The sequence below is a fragment of the Bradyrhizobium sp. HKCCYLRH3059 genome, from assembly GCF_051168035.1.
GTDB lineage: Bacteria > Pseudomonadota > Alphaproteobacteria > Rhizobiales > Xanthobacteraceae > Bradyrhizobium.
Genome location: NZ_JBNPUF010000002.1, coordinates 105,282 through 123,426, shown reverse-complemented (window position 1 = coordinate 123,426; position 18,145 = coordinate 105,282). Strand labels below are relative to the sequence as shown.

The following is an 18,145-nucleotide window of genomic DNA, read 5'->3' as shown; positions in this document are numbered from 1 at the left end:
CGCGCCGTCCGATCAGGCCGCGGCCCGGCCGATCCGGCCGAGATGGGTGAAGCCGAAGCCGTCGGCATATTTCAAACCGTAGCCGGCGAGGCGGTCGACGCCGATATGGGCAAGCCAGACGGTCGCGATCGCCGTGACCAGCGGTTGTCCGGCCAGGAGTCCGAGGGCGAGCAGGGCGGCGGGCGCCAGCGTGCTGTGGACGGCATTGTAGACGACCGCGCCGACGCGCGGTCCGCCGAGATAGGCCGCGAAGCTGGTGTCCGGGGCCAGAAACAGCGCCGCGAACAGCCACCACGACCCGCCCTGGTGGGCATAGAAGGCGGCTGCGCCGGCGGCCAGCGCCAGCCCTTCGAGCCGCAGCAGCAGGCGCGGGCCGCCATGGACGGCGCCATGGGATGTGCCGGCAGGCTCAGTGACCAGATCCGGTTGAGCGGCCATATCCATGATTCTGCTTCCAATTCCGAACTGTGGGAGGAGGGGCGGCACGGCCGAAAGCGGCTTTCCGGCTCCGAAATAGCCGTGATAGAAGGCCGCCAACAGTCACGACATCGGGAACGGGCGGGAAGCGCATGAAGGACATCCTGGACACCCTCGAGGAGCGGCGCAAAGGCGCCAAGCTCGGCGGCGGCGAGAAGCGCATCGAGGCGCAGCACGCACGCGGCAAGCTGACGGCGCGGGAGCGCATCGAGCTGCTGCTCGACAAGGGCTCGTTCGAGGAGTTCGACATGTTCGTCGAGCACCGTTCGACCGAGTTCGGCATGGAGAAGACCAAGGTCCCGGGCGATGGCGTCGTCACCGGCTGGGGCACCGTCAACGGCCGCAAGACTTTTGTGTTCGCCAAGGACTTCACCGTGTTCGGCGGCTCTTTGTCCGAGACCCACGCGCTGAAGATCACCAAGCTGCAGGACATGGCGATGAAGGCGAGGGCGCCGATCATCGGCCTCTATGACGCCGGCGGCGCCCGCATCCAGGAGGGCGTCGCGGCGCTCGCGGGCTATTCCTACGTGTTCCGCCGCAACGTGCTGGCGTCCGGCGTGATCCCGCAGATCTCGGTGATCATGGGCCCGTGCGCCGGGGGCGACGTGTATTCGCCGGCGATGACCGACTTCATCTTCATGGTGAAGAACACCAGCTACATGTTCGTGACCGGCCCGGATGTCGTGAAGACCGTCACCAACGAGGTCGTGACCGCGGAGGAGCTCGGCGGCGCCTCGGTGCATGCGACGCGCTCCTCGATCGCCGACGGCGCCTTCGACAACGACGTCGAGACCCTGCTGCAAATGCGGCGCCTCATCGACTTCCTGCCGTCGAACAACTCCGACGGCGTGCCGGAATGGCCGAGCTTCGACGACATCGAGCGCGTCGACATGTCGCTCGACACGCTGATCCCGGACAATCCGAACAAGCCCTACGACATGAAGGAGCTGATCCTGAAGGTCGTCGACGAGGGCGACTTCTTCGAGATCGCGGAAGGCTTCGCCAAGAACATCGTCACCGGCTTCGGTCGCATTGCCGGTCGCACCGTGGGCTTCGTCGCCAACCAGCCGATGGTGCTGGCCGGCGTGCTCGACAGCGACGCCTCGCGCAAGGCCGCGCGCTTCGTCCGCTTCTGCGACGCCTTCAACATCCCGATCGTCACCTTCGTCGACGTGCCGGGCTTCCTGCCGGGCACCGCGCAGGAATATGGCGGCCTGATCAAGCATGGCGCCAAGCTGTTGTTCGCGTACTCGCAATGCACGGTGCCGCTCGTCACCGTGATCACCCGCAAGGCCTATGGCGGCGCCTTCGACGTCATGGCCTCGAAGGAGATCGGCGCCGACATGAACTACGCCTGGCCGACGGCGCAGATTGCGGTGATGGGCGCCAAGGGCGCCGTCGAGATCATCTTCCGCGCCGACATGGCGGATCCGGAGAAGATCGCCGCGCGCACCAAGGAATACGAGGACCGCTTCCTGTCGCCGTTCATCGCTGCCGAGCGCGGATACATCGACGACGTCATCATGCCGCACTCCACCCGCCGCCGCATCGCCCGTGCGCTCGCCATGCTGCGTGACAAGAAGATGGAGATGCCGGCCAAGAAGCACGACAATCTGCCGTTGTGAGCGGCGGTTGAAGAGCAGGGAGGGCGGCGCACCGGCGGGTCGCCGTCGTATTTGACGAAGTCTGGCGGCCGCCGCGCGCTGCCGCCGGATCGGCGCGGCAATCTGCGCCGTTTTCGCCCCTGGCGTTAAGCTTACGGCTTAACTAACCTTTAACGAAGGGTTTGCGGGAACTGGGCCGCTGGCCTAGCCTTTGTCGATCGCTGATGGGTCAGAAGAGTAGGGTCGCGTATCATGGCTGTTAGAACATCGGCATATCGGAATTCCAGAGTTCTGGTCGTCTGCGCGGCAGCCGCCGCGCTGGTGTTCTCCTCCGAGGCCGCGTCGGCCCGGTCTGGCGTTGCCGTGGCTGCGCCCGTGGCCGCCGGTCAGGCGGGGGCAAGCCAAGTCGTCCCGCCGGCGCCTGGCGTGCGGCCCTTCGTCCGTCACCACCACCGCGGTTATCGTTCCTATCTGCCGGCTGCCGGCGCGTTCGCCTATGGCGGCTATGGCGAGCCCGTGCCGCAGCAGATCCCCGAGCACACATCGGCCGATGTGCGCTACACCTATACCTACGACGTCCCGTGGGACTGGGTCCACCGCTTTCCGCCGAACGTCGTGCCGTCGGATCGCCCCTATGTGTCGAGCTGCCCGATGCAGACCGTGACGGTGCCGGGACGCCGCGGCGGCGATCACTCCGTCACGATCACCCGCTGCTACTGACGTTTTGAGCCAGCTCAATGCGACCCGTGTGAACCGGCGCTAGATTTCATCAAATACCGACCGGCCTCGCTCGCGCGAGGTCGCGAGGTGACGAGGCCCGGACTCCTAGGCACTCCGGGCCTCGTTGATTCTGATAGTCTCCCGTCATCGCGCGAGTCGGCGCGGGGAGGCTCCAATGATCGAGACGACGGCGAGGTCGCGTTTTTTGATCGTGCGCATCTGCATGGCGCTGATGATATCGGCCGCCGCCGCTCAAGCCGCCGGCGCCGATGAGACCGTGACGATCGGCGGCTCCCGCGTCGCCCTGATCAGGCCGGCCTCGGTGCGCGCCAGCGTGATCCTGCTGCCCGGCGGCGACGGCGCCATCAATGTCGGCGATCGCGGCGACATTCACGGCCTGCTCGGCAACCAGCTGGTGCGCACGCGCAACGCCTATGCCGCCCGCGGGCTCGCCGTCATGGTCGCGGACGCCAGCACCGATTTGAAGGCCGCGGTGGACTACATGGCCGCGATCAAGCGGCCGGTGACGGTGATCGGGACCAGCCGCGGCACGTTGCGCGCCGCGGAAGGCATTGCCCGCGGTGCCCGGCCGGATGCGCTGGTGCTGACTTCGGGCTTCCTCAGCCCGGAGTCCGGCAGCTCCTCGAACGTGATGTCGATCCTTGGCTCGCCCTCCGCCTTGCCGCGGACGCTGGTCATTCATCACACCAGTGACGGCTGCAAGTTCACGCTGCCGGCGGGCGTCGATCCATTCATCAGATGGTCGAGCGGCCGCGCGCGGGTGAAGTGGCTGTCGGGCGGCGCGGAGGCGGGGGATCCCTGTCAGGCGCGCGGCCATCACGGCTTCAACGGGCTCGACGGGCAGGTGGTTGGCCTGGCCGCAGGGTTTCGCTGAGCGGCCGATTGCAGGTAGACTCAGCGACAACACCAACATGGTCCGGAGGAAACTCGATGCCGTCAGCCATTTTCGTCGTTCGCGCGACCCTGCCTGATCCCGCCCGGCGCGATGAGTTCGATCGCTGGTATCGCGACGTTCATCTGCCCGACGCGATCAGGAGTTTTGGCGTGCGCAAGGCGTGGCGGGTCTGGAGCCTCGCTGACCCGGCGGTGCATCAGGCGATGTATCAGTTCGATGCCATCGATGCGATGGAGCGCGCCGTCGGCGGCGACGAGATGAAGCGCCTGATCGCCGACTTCAATCGCGACTGGCCCGACGTGACGCGGACGCGCGAAAGCTTCGTACTGGCGGACGGATTTCCAGTTGATTCTTGACTTTGGGTGCATTCTCATCGAGCTGCGGTAGCCATCAATTCGCGAGTGGCCACCAAATGCTCGCAATCGGAGATGAATTTCCTTCAGCATCCGCGCAATGGCCGAGCAGGTGTTCAACAACCTAGCAATTGTCTCGCTCGTACGGCGTGCTGGATGCTCTCGGCGCTTTCGGAAATGATGATCTCACGCGGTCGAGGCCCGCCAGCAAAATCGTCAACCGGTCTATATCTCCTTCAGGATTGCTTCAATTTCGGGTATCAAGTTCCGCCCGGGACAGTCGGTAGGGGCATGAAGTTTGTGGATGGTGACGCTGGACGTTGGAAGATTCCAACGAATTAAGAGCCACTTTAATAGGCCTCGCAATGCTTCTCTTTGCCCTGGGCGTACCACTTCATGTTCGAAGTCACCCTCGACAGCAATCTGAATGTAACCTCTAGGATCGTAGCCCGTATTAGTGTCACCGGCGAACCTTACATCCCGTCCCTCAGCGATGGAGCCCCTTGCGTCGATGTAGAAATGATAAGGTACATCGGGCCAGGATGGTTTTGACTTTGATGGTGAGACTCGACCTGGCGATTGCGAGAATGCCTGCAAGCCGCGCATCTTCGCCTCGATGCTTGTCGAGTTGTTACTGCGAACGCCCGTATGATGTATAATTATGCCAATGACAGTCTGGGCTGTCATTCCACCATTTGCCGGTTTCGCTCCCCATTGTTCGCGCGACACGATCTCCGGCTGCACGCCCTGAACATCGGGGTTTCGGTCAGCAAAGGACCGCTCGGTACCGGTCGCGCTGCAATTCGAAAGCGTTGCAGCGAGGGCGAGTAACAAAACGAGCTGCTTCCCCATGGCCATTCCTTCGGGTCTGAAGTCGAATAGAGCGTATCCGGGTGCTATTAGGAATGCCTGGACAATGGTCAGGGCGGCCCAAGCTGGACGATCGGCACCAAAGTTAGGCGCGCTTCAGCAGCTATTCTTAAAGTATGCTGTTGGATAGCCGCGCTGCTTGTATCCTTGTGCGGCGCTCTGGGCTGTGTCCCTGTTCAGCGGGCCGACTCCGACACAGTACCAGCCGGCGCGGAAGTTAGGATAGTAATTACGAGCATTTGTGTCGATGAGTTGTGCTTGAAGCGCACCGCTGATTCCGCGGGCGACACTCAGATCTTCGGAACAATATGCTATCGCGTAGTAGCCGCACCTGCGGCCCCCTTCTGAGGGCGGGTTCGGCTGCGTAGGGCTGGGTGCTAAAGCTGCGTTGGGCGCCTGAAGAGCAGCGGGTGCCATCGCCGTTGCAGGTCGGGCACTCGAGTTGGCCTTCTCATTTTCAGAGTCGGCCCTTTCAAAGACGGCATTTGCGAAGCAAGGGCTTGAGCCACTCTTCAACTCCCATACCATCTTGGCTTGAGCATTCGTAGTAAGAATGAGGTAGTAACAGGTAAATCCAGCGCCAGCGATCTGATAGTTCGATCCGCTCTCGCCCCTTGAGCTCGTGATGGAGGCCTGACCGAGATTGGGTAAGCTAGCTTCGCGCGTCTGACCAATCTTGTTGAAGACGATGTGCGGTCCAGGCGGACTGATCGAAACCCACACGCCGTCGAACATTTGTAAGGCATCGTCGGCGAGCGCATTTGTCGAGAAAGCCAATGATACGCTCGTCACCCCGGCAACGAGAAAGACGGGAACGCGCATCGCTCACTGCTCCGCGCTAGGGAGGATCTTTCTTGAAATGCGCAGATGGGAAACACACCGATGAGCCACCTTTGAGTTCCCAGGTCATCTCGCTATTGTTTATCTTGCCGACGAAGTATTGACACGAAAAGCCCTCGCCGGAGACTAGGAAGTTCGACCCGTTCTCGCCGTTTGACACCCGGATGGCCGCCTGTCCTAAGACAGGAAGGCTGGCTTCACGAGAGTTGAGGCCCACCTTGTTGAAGATGAAGTGCGGACCGGGCGGATTAACCGAAACCCAAACGCCGTTGAAAATGTCCAGCGCGTCCGCCCGAGCGTTAGCGGTTGCAAAAACAAGAAGGTACCCAAGAGCTATCAAAAAACAGCGCATTGCGCTTCCCCTTCAGGTTAATATACTAAGGTCAAAAAGCCGTATGCGCGGCATTGCCAAGGCTACAACCACTGCATTAGGATTTCCAGTGTTTTGACGAGGCCCGGACTGAGCACGGAAGAAGGGCAGAGGGGGATAGTATGTTGATAGTTAGGGTATGGAAGAGTGATTTCTGTTCGAAGCTTCTGATGGCCGGCCTCTGCGCAGCCTTTTTCCTGCCTCAAGCCCAAGCGCAAACTCAAGGCCTTCTCGATGGTCGGTTGCTCGGCAACTGGCTCAAGAGTGGATCCGGAGACAATATTCGCTTTCTGTCAAATGGTGATTTGAACATTTCGTTTTCCGGGGCGGCAACCGTTTTCAACGGAGTCGGATCGGTCGAGAGGTGTGCCGATGGCGGCGCGAATATTTGCCTAGTCGGGCCGCGCTTTAGGTGTGCCTACCGGTATGCTTTTGCCGGTGAAGGACTAAATCTCTCGTTCCGTACAGGTGGGCCGGACGTGGCCTGTAGAGCCGCGGCAGGCGATTACCGGCGGGTGGAGCCCTAAGCGACTGGGGCTACTTCCGTTCTGAATCGTGTCCATCGAGCAGTCCCGGCGGGGCTTTTGATCCATTGGTCCCGCAAAAACGTCTGCTGACGGTTTGAGTGATTGCTTGCGCTATTTGAGCCTGCATTGTCTCCGTTTGAAGATTGATTTCGTCCGCTCGGTTGACGATCACGCCCGCCTCAAGGAGCAGAGCCGGATAGAAAGCTTCCTTCAGCACGGCTAACCGATCATTCAGATAGATCCCGCGCTGCCGATCAATGAGTTTTCGCCCTTCACCGGGAATCTTCATCGCATGGTGCAACGAAGGCCGCAGTCCTTGCCTGATCAGTTCATCTGCCAAAATCTGGGCAGCCGCTAAGCTTTCGGCAAACTTGGGAGTGAGCTCAGACAGGAAGATCGAAAAGCCGGAAAATTCGTCGCTGTAATGGTTTGCTCGTCCGGCGAAGCTCCATTCATGGATGAATAGCGGCTGAACTGAATCGTGATGAATGGAGATAAATAGAGTTGGAGAATAGCGTTTTGCCTGGGCGACGCGGTTGAGTAGCTGTTCTTGACCTATGCCGTGTACGACCAGCACGCTCACAAGGTACCCCGACCTTGCAAGTTCCAATGAAACCCTGCGAGCGAGGTTGAGGTTGAACTCAAACTCCGGCACGCCGCGCGCGCTAGTCGCTCCGGGTTGCTCAGGCGTGTGGCCGACGTCCAGCATAACCTTCGCGATCGATGTGCAGTGCGGCACAGACGCTGACTGTGATGCTGCGGTCGGTATCAGAGCGATACTGCTAAGGCTGCTCGCGAGAAGGACAGCTCGAAGGCAAGATAATGCTCGCATGGAGGCCCCGGTCCAAAGCACCGCTTCTAATGCACTTGCCGATGGAGACCGATCCGATCAATCATACGGTTGTTCGAGGGAACTGTTAGCAGCCGTCACCACTGCGAAGCCGAGATAAGCAGGCTTTCAACTGGGAAATCCGCCTCGAATAGGCGCTCGCCAAGCAAGTTATATTCGTAGCACAGGCATTTCGATCGTTGGACAACCAACTCTTCTCGGTTGCAGCCAGTCGTGAAGAGCTGGCCGCGTCACCGTTGCTGCGAGCGTAAGCCTGAGCCGATGTATACAAAGCGTCAAGATTTTGATCGAGCTGAGCTAGGCCGCTGTCTGAACAGACAGTTCGTTCCGCCTCATTCAAGCGCGCGGAGCAGGAGAAGCTCGGAGAGACGGGGGGGCGAGGCGGTGGAGGTGGCGGTAACGGTGTCGGTGCCGGTACTGGTACTGGTACCGGTACCGGTACCGGGCTATCGGCTTGCTCGAAAGCAGCTGACTTGAAACAGACGTCCCCACCGCTCTTCAGCTCCCAGACCATTCTTGTCCGCTGGTTGGTGGTGAGTATTAGGTAGAAGCAGGTGAACCCTGGGCCCGAGATTCGGAAATTTGATCCGTCTTCTCCATTGGATGGACCTATCGTGGCTTGGCCTAGTATCGGCAAACTAGCCTCTCTTTGACCCAGGCTGATCGTATTAAACACGACGTGCGGTCCCGGCGGGTTAACTGCCACCCACACGCCGTTGAAAATCTGTGTTGGATCGCCCTGCGCCTGAGCGCCGACGGTTGAGGCTAGGGAGCTCAACAACACCAAGGTAATGGCACGATAAAACACTGCTTGCTCTGAACGTTTTTCAATTCGGGTGCTCAGTCTAATCCGCTCGCCAGCGGCTGATCAAGCCATACTCGACCTGGACCGCGTACGCGTCTCCCGAGGCCGGATCACTATTGCTGCGCCATGTCCGATCGTTACGTGCTGGTCATCCGAACGCGTAGTTCTCCGCCTATTCAAGCGTTCACTCACAAGCGTCGTCCTGAATCGTAGTCGGCAACATTGAACGTCGGGGCTTGCTGCACGTGGCTATGGCATTGGGGTGTATGGTCGCCGCAAGCGTCGCACTCGTTGCAACCCCGTCGGCCGCTGCACCGCCGTCAGCCGCGCCGCTCGACGATGGCGCCGCGGTGGAGCGCGCGATCGGCGGCGCGAGATGTCGCGGCTGATCGCGGACTTCAATCGCGATCGGCCGGGTGTGACGCGTATGCGCGCGAGGTCGTGCTGGCGCAGACGGTCGACGCATGCTCGGTGCCGCCGGAAGAAGCCCTTTCGGATCACGGGGACGACGTGTCGATGGTATCATGTGCGCGCCATTTGGCTGTGATCGACTAAGTTCAGCTCACGTTCAGGTGATGGGTCGAATACTCCCTTCATGCCCTGGCTCGTGCATCATGGAGGCGTGCGATGGAACGACGGAACTTCCTCAAGCTTGCATTGGGGTTCGGCTGCGCGGCGGCGGCCGGCGCCGTGCTCCGCACCACCGATGCGGTCGCTGCGCCGCTCGCGCCATTCCCGCTGAACGAGGCGGCGCCTTCAGCCAGGGATCAGCACGTCGAGCCCGCGGTCGGTTCGCAGGATGAGGCCGACCGACTCGCGCCGGAGCAGGTTCGCTGGGGGCATCACGGACACCATGGTCATGGCCACCATTGGGGCTGGCGCCGGCGGCATTGGGGTTGGCGGCGCCGTCATTGGGGCTGGCGCCACCATCATCGGCACTGGCACCGCCATTGGCATCGCCGCCACCATTGGTGATCGGCGCAGCCGCATTGCGAGAAAGCGCAGTTTCTGGCGTGTGACCGCAACACGGCAGGGGTCGGCGTGGCGCGATCCCTGTCGCTCATTGTTTGCTTTCACCTGCCGAGGAAGTCCAGCAGCAGCCGGTCGTACGTCTGCGGCGCATCGAGGAAGACGAGGTGGCCGGCATTGGCGACCACCTCGGCGCGCGCATCGCCCATCCGGCTGGCCAGGCCCTTTGCCAGCTCGGCGTTCTGTCCCATCTTCGCTTTCAAGGCCTCGGGCGCGTTGGGCCGTCCCGGCGCGTTGTGATCGTCCGCGCCCATGATGAACAGCGTCGGCTGCGTCAGCAGCGGGATCTCGTGCACCACCGGCTCGCGGTAGATCATCTGATAGGAGCTGACGAAGCTCTTCAGCCAGCGCGAATAGTCGGCGCTTTGCTTCAGGTTGAAGCGTGCATCGATGAACGGCGTGACCTGCTCCGGCGGCAGCTTCAGCGCGTAGTTGGTCTCCAACTGCTTGCGATAGCCGTCCGCCGTCAGCCGGTCCTCACTCTCGATGATCTTTTCCGACGGGATCGGCGGCACGTAGACGCGATAGTCCTCGAGCCCGATCGGCGCGGTCAGCACGAGATGCGCGACGCGGTCGGGATAGGCGCGGGCGATGCGCACGGCCAGCATGCCGCCCATCGAATGCGCGACGATATCCGCCTTGGCGATGCCGAGGTGATCGAGCAGCGTCATGGTGTTGCGCGCCAGCGTGTCGAAATGCAGCTCGCCTGCAGGCTTGGATGATTTGCCGAAGCCGACCTGGTCGGGCACCACGACGCGGAAGCCGGCGTCGGTCAGTGTCTTGATCACGGGCGCCCAATAGCTCGAGGGGAAGTTGCGGCCGTGCAGCAGCAGGGCAACGCGGCCGTTCGGCTGCGCCGGCGCCACATCCATATAGGCCATGCGCAGCTGCTCGCCGTCATTGACCAGGGGCAGCAGGCTGACCGGATACGGATAGGGGAAACCTTCGAGATTGATGCCATAGGGCTCGCGCGGTGCCTCCGCCGCCGGGGCGACAGTCGGGGCGAGGGCGAGCAGGGCGGCACAGAAGGCGACAGCGAAACGCGACATGAACACTCCACGACGGACGTGACGAGATGGTCGTCAACCGTCACGCCGTGCCCCGCGTTCGCCTTGGCCGCAAGGCACGAGGGCCGCGCTGCGATAAAGAGCGCGTGATCGTCAGTCTTCGGCCGGACCGAACAGCGCCGCGAAATGCTTTTCGCCGGCGCGGCTGAAATTGACCACGCGACTGCCTGGGGTGGCATCGCGCGCCGCCCATTTCAGCTCGGTGAAGCGCTTCATCAACGCTGCGCCGAGCGTGCCGGCGAGATGATGCCGCCGCGCGCTCCAGTCGAGGCAGGCCTTGCACACGGGCCGGCGCGGATGCGCCAGCATTTCCGGCGAGATCCGCAAATGCTGCGACAGGAAATGTTTGCCGTCCTCGGTCAGCACGATCTCCTGCTTGCGCCGGCGGACCAGCTTCTGCCTCGTCATGCTGTCGAGCATCTGCACGCCGAGATCGCCGGCGAGATGGTCGTAGCAGATGCGTGCTCGCCGCAGCTCCGGCTCCTTCGGCCCGGTGCGCACCCGCATGTGGCCGGCGCGCGCGGCAAGGCCGGCGAGCTTCTCCAGCACGTCGGCGACATCGGGATCGGCGAGCCGGTAGTAGCGGTGGCGGCCCTGCTTCTCCGGCTCGACCAGGCCGCCGCCTTCGAGCTTGGCAAGATGCGAGCTCGCCGTCTGCGGCGTCACGCCCGCTTCCTGGGCGAGCTCGGTCGCGGTCAGCGCACGGCCCGAGAGCAGCGCAGTCAGCATGTTGGCGCGGGCGGGATCGCCGACCAGCGCCGCCACCATCGCAATGTCCGGACCTGATTTCATACTTCGATGCTAGCCGAAGCATTCTCGCCCGGCAAGCGGATAGTGTCGACGATACAGAACTCACCGGAGGTTGTCATGACCATCACCGTCTTCATCCGCTATCGCATCGATCCGTTCAAGCGCGACGTGTTCGAGGCCTATGCCAGGCGCTGGCTGTCGATCATCCCCCGTTGCGGCGGCGACCTGATCGGCTATTTCATGCCTCATGAAGGCACCAACGACATCGCCTACGGCCTGATTTCATTCGACAGTCTCGCAGCTTACGAGCGCTATCGTACAGCCTTGCGCGGCGATGCCGAGGGCCGGGCGAACTTTGCGCTGGCCGAGGAGCACAAGCTCATTCTGGGCGAAGAGCGAACATTCTTGCGCAACGTCGTGGCGGCGCAATGATCGCGGCTCTATGCTGCCGCAACGCGAGGATGCATGGGAGGATGACATGACGTTGATCAACACGGCGGACAAGCGTGCGGCCTTTCGCAAGCTGCACGAGGCCGGCTGCTTCGTGCTGCCGAACCCGTTCGATGCCGGCACGGCCAAAATGCTGCAACATCTCGGCTTCAACGCGGTCGCCTCGACCAGCGCCGGCTTCGCGTGGTCGATCGGCAAGGCCGACACCGGCACGACGCTCGACGAGATGCTCGCGCATCTGGCGGCGCTGTCCGCGGCGGTCGACATTCCCGTCAACGCCGATTTCGAGGGCGGCTTCGCCGATGCCCCCGAGGGCGTGGCCGCCAACGTCACGCGCGCGGTCGCCACCGGCGTCGCCGGTCTGTCGATCGAGGACTCCACGGGTGACAAGGATGATCCGCTCTACGCGCGCGAACTGGCGGTTACGCGCATCCGCGCCGCACGTCAGGCGATCGATGCAAGCGGTGGGGACGTGCTGCTGACCGGCCGCTGCGAGGCGTTTCTCTGGGGCAAGCCCGACCTCAAGCTCGTGACCGACCGCCTCGCGGCCTATGCCGAGGCCGGCGCGGATTGTCTGTACGCTCCGGGGATCAAGACGGTCGAGGAGATCACGGCTGTCGTCAAAGCGGTGGCGCCCAAGCCTGTGAACCTGCTGATCGGCGCGTCGGGTCTGTCATTGAGCCAGGCCGCCGAGCTCGGCGTGCGCCGCATCAGCGTCGGCGGTTCGCTGGCGCGGGTGGCCTGGGCCGGCTTCGTCCGGGCGGCCAAGGAGATGGCCGAGCAGGGCACCTTCACCGAACTGGCCAATGGCTATCCCGGGGGCGAGCTGAACAAGCTCTTCGGTTGAGATCAGGCTGCGCGCCCGTCCTCCCGCAGATTCTGATCTCATCCGCCTGTAGAAAAGCCGCGGACTCTGCCGCGGCTTTTCAGTCTGATTTGCTGAAATCGCTTAGTAGCGATCCGTTCCGATGCCGACGCTGACGCCCGGGGCGCGGAAGCCGATGCCGCCGCGGTCTTCGTAGCCGCGCCGTTCGATGTAGCGCTCACGCGGAGCGTACGCGTAGGAATCGCGATCTTCGCCTTGAATGATGACGCGGCGTTCACTGCGCTCGCGCCAACAGCGGCCTTCCTCGTTACAGACCATCCGGACGTTCTGGATGTCTCGTTGCGGGACCGCCGAGGCTACGGGAGAGATCGGTGCCGCCGAAGCGGCAGTCACGGCCAGCGTGCTTGCCGCGGCTGCGATAGCTATGGAGAGAGCTTTCATTACGTATCTCCTGGGTGAGAGTGTCAATGAGCCAACCGGTTCGCGCTGCTATGGTTCCATGGCGGCCCTCGCACGCGTCGCGTAATTTGTTGGAGGACTCGCCAAAAAACGGCGGCGGGCGATTGCTCACCCGCCGCCCAGGAGTGGGACCGCTGATTGCCGTCCGCGAGATTATTTGACGGCGTTGGGCTTGTCGCTCGGGGCCGCCGGCGGCGGTGTGGTGCGATCTCCCGCGGCGCCGGTCGTCACGCCGGGCGAGGTGTTATCTTTGGTGGTCGAGGCGGATTGCGCGGCCGGCGTGGTGCTCGCCTGATCGTTGCGCATCGACATGTTGTTCAGCCCGTAGAACACGGCGCCGAGCAGGATCGCGATGCCCAGGGCGTACGCTGCGATCCGGCCGGTCGAGGCGGAGCCTTCCCTCAACTCGGGATCGGGCTGCAGCTGGCTGTCCGTCCGCGCCGCGCGCTCGTAGTCGGCGCCGGTCATGTCGGCACCGGGCATGCCGGGCCGCGTCGTCATGTCCGGCCGGTTCATGCCGTCGGGATAGCGTTCGTTCGGGAGCCGTTCGTTGGCCATGATGTCCTCCTTGCGATTGTCACCCGACAACCAGTCGGGCCCCGGCTCTGTTCCGCGAAACCTTACGAAATCCCCAGTCGATCCGTTGCACCGCGCGCTAAGGTGCCTCGCGTGCACTGCGATTCTCCGTCCTTTTGTTGGAGCCTTCGATGTGGAACCTGCCGCCCGGTGACAGCGTGTTGCATCTGTTGACCTGGGTGGCGCTGGCGGCGCAGGCGATGACGGCCGCGCTGGCGGCGGGACGCCGCAGCATGGACTGGATGGGCGTCTGCTTGTTGGGGGCGATCACCGCGCTCGGCGGCGGCACCTTGCGCGACGTGCTGCTCGGCCACTATCCGCTTGCCTGGGTCGAGCAGCCGTCCTTGCTGCTGCTGACCGTGCTGGCGCCGTTCGTGACGATCGCCATGGCGCGCCTGGTTCACAGGCTGACCATGGCGTTCCTCGTTCTCGATGCGGTCGGCCTCGTCGTGTTCACGATGACGGGCTGCGACATCGCCTGGCAGATGAACGTGCCGATCGGCATCGTCATCGTCGCCGGGATGATCACGGGCTGCGCCGGCGGCGTGCTGCGCGACATCCTGTGCAATGACGTGCCATTGCTGTTTCGCGCCGAGCTCTACGCCAGCGTGTCCCTCGTCACGGGCCTGGTCTATGCGACCGGCTTGTCGCTCGGCATCGCCAGCGGATGGTGGACGGCGCTGACCTTCGCGCTCGGACTGTCGTTCCGGCTGCTCGCGATCCGCTACAAATGGAACATGCCGCGCTTCGTATTTGCGGGCGACGATCGGGGCTGAACGAAGGCGATCTTATCGCATCGCACAATTCGTTCGGGCCGGAATCGCGCCGGCCACAACGGTTCAGTCACCATCCGCCGAGCCGCCAAAGCCATGGTGCGCATCATCCCATTTCGCGGCAGTGGCCGTTTTCGACACAAACCGCAAAAGCCGCAGCCGGCTCCCGCCACGAAATTGCGATTTCGGCTGGCTGCCCTGCGCACACGAGATTTGTGATGCGCATTCTTCAAAAGCAGACATAAATGATTGGCAGAACGCGCGCTTCCGCCGGCCGGCGGCAGTCGCGCCCCCCGGTAAAGCACGGCAAGAGGGCGGAATGGGACTCAACGAGAGCGAGATCAATCTCGACCAGAAATACACCGCAAGCTCCGGCCATATCTTCCTGACCGGCATCCAGGCGCTGGTGCGGCTGCCGATGGCCCAGATCCGGCGCGACCGCGCCGCCGGGCTGAATACCGCCGGCTTCATTTCCGGCTATCGCGGCTCGCCGCTCGGCGGCTACGACCAGCAGCTGTTCTCCGCCCGCAAGCATCTCGAGCAGTACAACATCAAGTTCCAGCCCGGCGTGAACGAGGACCTCGCAGCGACCGCGATCTGGGGCTCGCAGCAACTCGCACTGTCGCCCGGCGGCAGGTATGACGGCGTCGTCGGCATCTGGTACGGCAAGGGCCCCGGCGTCGACCGCTGCGGCGACGTGTTTCGCCACGGCAATGCGGCCGGCTCCGCCAAGAACGGCGGCGTGCTCTGTCTCGCCGGCGACGACCACGGCGCCAAATCCTCGACCGTGCCGCATCAGTCCGACCATGCCTTCATCTCGGCGCTGATGCCCTATCTCTATCCGTCCTCGATCCACGAGATGATCGAGATGGGCCTGCTCGGCATCGCGATGTCGCGCTATTCCGGCTGCTGGGTCGGAATGAAGGTGATCACCGAGACGGTGGAGACGACCGCCGAGATCAACCTCAACGACGAGATGACGCCGTTCGTCATCCCCGCCGATTTCGAGATGCCGCCGGGCGGCCTCAATCTGCGCTGGCCGGATGACCGCTTCGAGCAGGACCGGCGGCTGCAGGACTACAAGGGCTTTGCCGCGATCGCCTTTGCCCGCGCCAACAAGGTCAACCGCATCACGATGGACTCACCGAACGCCCGCTACGGCATCATGGCGTCGGGCAAGAGCTATGAGGACATCCGCCAGGCGCTACGCGAACTCGGGATCACCGAGGAGGTCGCCGCCAGGATCGGGCTTCGCCTCTACAAGATCGGCATGCCCTGGCCACTGGAACCGGAAGGCGTGCGGCAGTTCGCGGTCGGCCTCGAGGAGATCTTCATCATCGAGGAGCGTCGCGAGATCGTCGAGAACCAGGTCAAGCAGGAGCTGTTCAACTGGCGCGACGACGTCCGCCCGCGCATCGTCGGCAAGATGGACGACCACGACAAGCGCTTCCTGCCGTTTGCCACCGAGCTCTCCGTCGCCTCGCTCGCGACATCGCTCACCGAGCGTCTTCTCCGCCTCGACCTCAACCCCGAGATCAAGGCGATGCTGCGCGCCAAGGCCGACTGGTTCAACGGCCGCGACGCCTCGCAGATGCAACTGGTCTCGCCGGTGGCGCGCACGCCGTATTTCTGCTCGGGCTGCCCGCACAACACCTCGACCAAGGTGCCCGAGGGCAGCCGCGCACTGGCCGGCATCGGCTGCCACTTCATGTCGTTGTGGATGAACCGCAACACCGAGACCTTCACCCATATGGGCGGCGAGGGCGTGCCGTGGGTCGGCATCGCGCCGTTCACCGACGAGAAGCACATCTTCGCCAATCTCGGCGACGGCACCTATTTCCATTCCGGCAGCCTCGCGATCCGCCAGTCGATCGCCTCCAAGGCCAACATCACCTACAAGATCCTCTACAACGACGCGGTCGCGATGACCGGCGGCCAGCGCCATGACGGCGATTTGTCGCCGCAGCAGATCACCTTCCAGCTCCATGCCGAGGGCATCCGCGAGATCTACCTGGTCTCGGAGAATCCAGACGCCTATCCGGCCGAAACGATCGCGCCCGGCGTCAAGCTCGCGCACCGCGACGAGCTCGAAAACGTCATGAAGACGCTGCGCGAGACCAAGGGCGCCTCGGCCATCGTGTTCGTGCAGACCTGCGCCGCCGAGAAGCGCCGCCGCCGCAAGCGCGGCACGATGGAGGATCCACAGCGCCGCGTCTTCATCAATCCGGCCGTCTGCGAAGGCTGCGGTGACTGCTCGGTGCAGTCGAACTGCATCTCGGTCGAGCCGCTGGAGACCGAGCTCGGCCGCAAGCGCGTCATCAACCAGTCGTCCTGCAACAAGGACTATTCCTGCGTGAAGGGCTTCTGCCCGTCCTTCGTCACCATCGATGGCGGCAAGCCGCGCAGCCGCGCGCCAGCTGAGCTCGGCGACATCGGCGAGATGCCGGAACCGCTGACCAAGCCGTCACTGGAGCGGCCCTACAACGTCGCCGTCGGCGGCGTCGGCGGCACCGGCGTGCTGACGATCGGCGCGCTGCTCGGCATGGCCGCGCACATCGAGGGCAAGGCCTCGATGATCCTCGACATGTCGGGCCTCGCGCAGAAAGGCGGCGCGGTGCTCAGCCATGTGCGCCTCTCCGAGAATACGGCTGACGTGACCTGCTCGCGCATCGTCACGGGGACCGCCGACCTCGTCATCGCCGCCGACGAGGTGGTGGCGGGTGCCAAGGAGACGATCACGCTGTGCGATGCCGAGCGCACCCATGGCGTCATCAACAGCCATCTGATTCCGACCGCCGATTTCGTGCTCAACCGCGACTTCAATTTCCAGAACCGCAAGGTGACGAGCCTGCTGGAAACGGCGCTGCACAAGGACTCGACCTTCCTCGATTTCACCAAGCCGGCCGAGGCGCTGCTTGGCGACAGCATCGCCACCAACATGATGATGATGGGCTACGCCTACCAGAAGGGCCTGCTGCCGCTGTCGGCCGAGGCGATCGAGAAGGCGATCGCGATCAACGGCGTCGCGGTCAAGATGAACACCGAGGCGTTCCGGCTCGGCCGCCTCGCGGTGGTCAACCCGGAGCGGCTCGCCGACATGATGACCGGCAAGGACGAGGCGGTGCCGCCGAAATCGCTTGAGGCGATGACGCTCGACGAGATCATCGCCCACCGCATGGCGTACCTTACCGGCTATCAGAATGCGCGGCTCGCCAAGCGCTACCGCAAGCTGGTCGATCAGGTGCGCGAAGCCGCCGACAAGGGCGGCTACGGCGAGGCGCTGCCGCGCGCAGTGGCGATCAACTATGCCAAGCTGCTCGCCTACAAGGATGAGTACGAGGTGGCGCGGTTGTTCTCCGACGGCAGCTTCGAGAAGCAGCTCCATGACGCGTTCGAGGGCGACTACAAGATCAGCTTCAACCTCGCACCGCCCATCCTCAATTCCGGCCTCGATCCGCAAGGGAGGCCGAAGAAGCGCAGCTTCGGGCCGGGCATGATGAAGATGTTCCGCCTGCTGGCAAAACTGAAGGGCCTGCGCGGCACACCACTGGACGTCTTCGGCTACGCGGCCGAACGCAAGATGGAGCGCGACCTGATCGCCGGCTATGAGAAAGACGTCGCCACCGTGCTGAACCTGCTGTCGCCTGCCAACGTCGACATCGCCGTCGAATTCCTGTCGCTGCCGGACAAGATCCGCGGCTACGGCCCGGTCAAGGAGAAGGCGGTGCAGGACGCCAAGGCGCGCTACGCCCAGCTCGCCGCCGACCTCGCCAATCCACCGCCCGCGCCAAGGCAGATGGCGGCGGAGTAAGGCTTGGCCTCTCCGTCATTGCGAGGAGCGGAGCGACGAAGCAATCCAGAGTCCGCGTGATGCCTTGGATTG

At 63.4% G+C, this 18,145-nt stretch carries 18 protein-coding genes; 9 read left to right on the top strand and 9 right to left on the bottom strand.

What is annotated here, in order from left to right:
* Nucleotides 1-12 precede the first annotated feature (12 nt).
* Nucleotides 13-444: a DUF4260 domain-containing protein gene (locus ACQR13_RS07525; RefSeq protein WP_315749647.1), complete on the bottom strand. Its 432-nt coding sequence runs from the start codon at nucleotides 442-444 to the stop codon at nucleotides 13-15.
* Nucleotides 445-569: 125 nt separating this feature from the next.
* Between ACQR13_RS07525 and ACQR13_RS07520 the strand changes: the two genes are divergently transcribed.
* From ACQR13_RS07520 to ACQR13_RS07505, 4 genes are all read left to right on the top strand, one after another.
* The gene (locus tag ACQR13_RS07520) at nucleotides 570-2,102 is read left to right on the top strand and encodes an acyl-CoA carboxylase subunit beta (protein ID WP_009027335.1); all 1,533 of its coding nucleotides are present in this window, start codon (nucleotides 570-572) and stop codon (nucleotides 2,100-2,102) included.
* 231 nt (nucleotides 2,103-2,333) lie between these two features.
* Nucleotides 2,334-2,801 carry a hypothetical protein gene (locus ACQR13_RS07515; protein ID WP_315714530.1) on the top strand — a complete coding sequence of 156 codons (468 nt, stop codon included), beginning with the start codon at nucleotides 2,334-2,336 and terminating at the stop codon, nucleotides 2,799-2,801.
* Between the two features lie 175 nt (nucleotides 2,802-2,976).
* Nucleotides 2,977-3,696 (top strand): alpha/beta hydrolase, encoded by a 720-nt coding sequence (locus ACQR13_RS07510; RefSeq protein ID WP_315749648.1) that lies wholly within the window; start codon nucleotides 2,977-2,979, stop codon nucleotides 3,694-3,696.
* A 56-nt stretch (nucleotides 3,697-3,752) separates the two neighbouring features.
* Nucleotides 3,753-4,073 (top strand): hypothetical protein, encoded by a 321-nt coding sequence (locus ACQR13_RS07505; RefSeq protein ID WP_315749650.1) that lies wholly within the window; start codon nucleotides 3,753-3,755, stop codon nucleotides 4,071-4,073.
* 222 nt (nucleotides 4,074-4,295) lie between these two features.
* Here ACQR13_RS07505 and ACQR13_RS07500 read toward each other — a convergent pair whose 3' ends face one another.
* The 4 genes from ACQR13_RS07500 to ACQR13_RS07485 all read right to left on the bottom strand — a co-directional run bounded on the left by ACQR13_RS07500 (nucleotide 4,296) and on the right by ACQR13_RS07485 (nucleotide 7,386).
* A complete protein-coding gene (locus ACQR13_RS07500) occupies nucleotides 4,296-4,922 on the bottom strand; it encodes a peptidoglycan recognition protein family protein (RefSeq protein ID WP_315749652.1) in 627 nt (208 codons plus the stop codon).
* A gap of 114 nt (nucleotides 4,923-5,036) precedes the next feature.
* Nucleotides 5,037-5,762: a hypothetical protein gene (locus ACQR13_RS07495; protein WP_315749654.1), complete on the bottom strand. Its 726-nt coding sequence runs from the start codon at nucleotides 5,760-5,762 to the stop codon at nucleotides 5,037-5,039.
* Nucleotides 5,763-5,778: 16 nt separating this feature from the next.
* On the bottom strand, nucleotides 5,779-6,132 hold the full coding sequence (locus ACQR13_RS07490) for a hypothetical protein (protein ID WP_315749656.1): 354 nt from the start codon (nucleotides 6,130-6,132) through the stop codon (nucleotides 5,779-5,781).
* A 555-nt stretch (nucleotides 6,133-6,687) separates the two neighbouring features.
* Nucleotides 6,688-7,386, bottom strand: coding sequence for an N-acetylmuramoyl-L-alanine amidase (locus ACQR13_RS07485; RefSeq protein ID WP_315749658.1), 699 nt, complete (start codon nucleotides 7,384-7,386; stop codon nucleotides 6,688-6,690).
* 1,573 nt (nucleotides 7,387-8,959) lie between these two features.
* Between ACQR13_RS07485 and ACQR13_RS07480 the strand changes: the two genes are divergently transcribed.
* Entirely contained in the window at nucleotides 8,960-9,307 is a 348-nt protein-coding gene (locus ACQR13_RS07480) for a hypothetical protein (RefSeq protein ID WP_315749660.1), read from the top strand.
* A 98-nt stretch (nucleotides 9,308-9,405) separates the two neighbouring features.
* Here the strand turns inward: ACQR13_RS07480 and ACQR13_RS07475 are convergent, their stop codons facing one another.
* Together ACQR13_RS07475 and ACQR13_RS07470 are read right to left on the bottom strand one after the other, a co-directional pair.
* Nucleotides 9,406-10,410 carry an alpha/beta fold hydrolase gene (locus tag ACQR13_RS07475; protein ID WP_315749662.1) on the bottom strand — a complete coding sequence of 335 codons (1,005 nt, stop codon included), beginning with the start codon at nucleotides 10,408-10,410 and terminating at the stop codon, nucleotides 9,406-9,408.
* A gap of 111 nt (nucleotides 10,411-10,521) precedes the next feature.
* Entirely contained in the window at nucleotides 10,522-11,220 is a 699-nt protein-coding gene (locus tag ACQR13_RS07470) for an ArsR/SmtB family transcription factor (RefSeq protein ID WP_315749664.1), read from the bottom strand.
* A 75-nt stretch (nucleotides 11,221-11,295) separates the two neighbouring features.
* Here ACQR13_RS07470 and ACQR13_RS07465 point away from each other — a divergent pair, with 75 nt between their 5' ends.
* Both ACQR13_RS07465 and ACQR13_RS07460 read left to right on the top strand, forming a co-directional pair.
* A complete protein-coding gene (locus ACQR13_RS07465; RefSeq protein WP_315749665.1) occupies nucleotides 11,296-11,610 on the top strand; it encodes an NIPSNAP family protein in 315 nt (104 codons plus the stop codon).
* 46 nt (nucleotides 11,611-11,656) lie between these two features.
* Nucleotides 11,657-12,475 (top strand): isocitrate lyase/PEP mutase family protein, encoded by an 819-nt coding sequence (locus ACQR13_RS07460; RefSeq protein ID WP_315749666.1) that lies wholly within the window; start codon nucleotides 11,657-11,659, stop codon nucleotides 12,473-12,475.
* A gap of 102 nt (nucleotides 12,476-12,577) precedes the next feature.
* Here the strand turns inward: ACQR13_RS07460 and ACQR13_RS07455 are convergent, their stop codons facing one another.
* A complete protein-coding gene (locus ACQR13_RS07455) occupies nucleotides 12,578-12,895 on the bottom strand; it encodes a hypothetical protein (RefSeq protein ID WP_315749667.1) in 318 nt (105 codons plus the stop codon).
* A 171-nt stretch (nucleotides 12,896-13,066) separates the two neighbouring features.
* Nucleotides 13,067-13,471: a hypothetical protein gene (locus ACQR13_RS07450; protein WP_315749668.1), complete on the bottom strand. Its 405-nt coding sequence runs from the start codon at nucleotides 13,469-13,471 to the stop codon at nucleotides 13,067-13,069.
* 149 nt (nucleotides 13,472-13,620) lie between these two features.
* Between ACQR13_RS07450 and ACQR13_RS07445 the strand changes: the two genes are divergently transcribed.
* Nucleotides 13,621-14,265 carry a trimeric intracellular cation channel family protein gene (locus ACQR13_RS07445; protein ID WP_315749670.1) on the top strand — a complete coding sequence of 215 codons (645 nt, stop codon included), beginning with the start codon at nucleotides 13,621-13,623 and terminating at the stop codon, nucleotides 14,263-14,265.
* Between the two features lie 316 nt (nucleotides 14,266-14,581).
* Nucleotides 14,582-18,073, top strand: coding sequence for an indolepyruvate ferredoxin oxidoreductase family protein (locus ACQR13_RS07440; protein WP_315749672.1), 3,492 nt, complete (start codon nucleotides 14,582-14,584; stop codon nucleotides 18,071-18,073).
* Nucleotides 18,074-18,145: the final 72 nt, after the last annotated feature.

Excerpts from the sequence above, each read along its gene's own strand:
- ACQR13_RS07450 (WP_315749668.1), bottom strand. The coding sequence starts at position 13,471 with ATGGCCAACGAACGGCTCCCGAACGAACGCTATCCCGACGGCATGAAC.
- ACQR13_RS07460 (WP_315749666.1), top strand. The coding sequence starts at position 11,657 with ATGACGTTGATCAACACGGCGGACAAGCGTGCGGCCTTTCGCAAGCTG.
- ACQR13_RS07445 (WP_315749670.1), top strand. The coding sequence starts at position 13,621 with ATGTGGAACCTGCCGCCCGGTGACAGCGTGTTGCATCTGTTGACCTGG.
- ACQR13_RS07485 (WP_315749658.1), bottom strand. The coding sequence starts at position 7,386 with ATGCTGGACGTCGGCCACACGCCTGAGCAACCCGGAGCGACTAGCGCG.
- ACQR13_RS07500 (WP_315749652.1), bottom strand. The coding sequence starts at position 4,922 with ATGGGGAAGCAGCTCGTTTTGTTACTCGCCCTCGCTGCAACGCTTTCG.
- ACQR13_RS07520 (WP_009027335.1), top strand. The coding sequence starts at position 570 with ATGAAGGACATCCTGGACACCCTCGAGGAGCGGCGCAAAGGCGCCAAG.
- ACQR13_RS07495 (WP_315749654.1), bottom strand. The coding sequence starts at position 5,762 with ATGCGCGTTCCCGTCTTTCTCGTTGCCGGGGTGACGAGCGTATCATTG.
- ACQR13_RS07440 (WP_315749672.1), top strand. The coding sequence starts at position 14,582 with ATGGGACTCAACGAGAGCGAGATCAATCTCGACCAGAAATACACCGCA.
- ACQR13_RS07525 (WP_315749647.1), bottom strand. The coding sequence starts at position 444 with ATGGATATGGCCGCTCAACCGGATCTGGTCACTGAGCCTGCCGGCACA.
- ACQR13_RS07455 (WP_315749667.1), bottom strand. The coding sequence starts at position 12,895 with ATGAAAGCTCTCTCCATAGCTATCGCAGCCGCGGCAAGCACGCTGGCC.
- ACQR13_RS07470 (WP_315749664.1), bottom strand. The coding sequence starts at position 11,220 with ATGAAATCAGGTCCGGACATTGCGATGGTGGCGGCGCTGGTCGGCGAT.
- ACQR13_RS07475 (WP_315749662.1), bottom strand. The coding sequence starts at position 10,410 with ATGTCGCGTTTCGCTGTCGCCTTCTGTGCCGCCCTGCTCGCCCTCGCC.
- ACQR13_RS07510 (WP_315749648.1), top strand. The coding sequence starts at position 2,977 with ATGATCGAGACGACGGCGAGGTCGCGTTTTTTGATCGTGCGCATCTGC.
- ACQR13_RS07465 (WP_315749665.1), top strand. The coding sequence starts at position 11,296 with ATGACCATCACCGTCTTCATCCGCTATCGCATCGATCCGTTCAAGCGC.
- ACQR13_RS07515 (WP_315714530.1), top strand. The coding sequence starts at position 2,334 with ATGGCTGTTAGAACATCGGCATATCGGAATTCCAGAGTTCTGGTCGTC.
- ACQR13_RS07490 (WP_315749656.1), bottom strand. The coding sequence starts at position 6,132 with ATGCGCTGTTTTTTGATAGCTCTTGGGTACCTTCTTGTTTTTGCAACC.
- ACQR13_RS07505 (WP_315749650.1), top strand. The coding sequence starts at position 3,753 with ATGCCGTCAGCCATTTTCGTCGTTCGCGCGACCCTGCCTGATCCCGCC.
- ACQR13_RS07480 (WP_315749660.1), top strand. The coding sequence starts at position 8,960 with ATGGAACGACGGAACTTCCTCAAGCTTGCATTGGGGTTCGGCTGCGCG.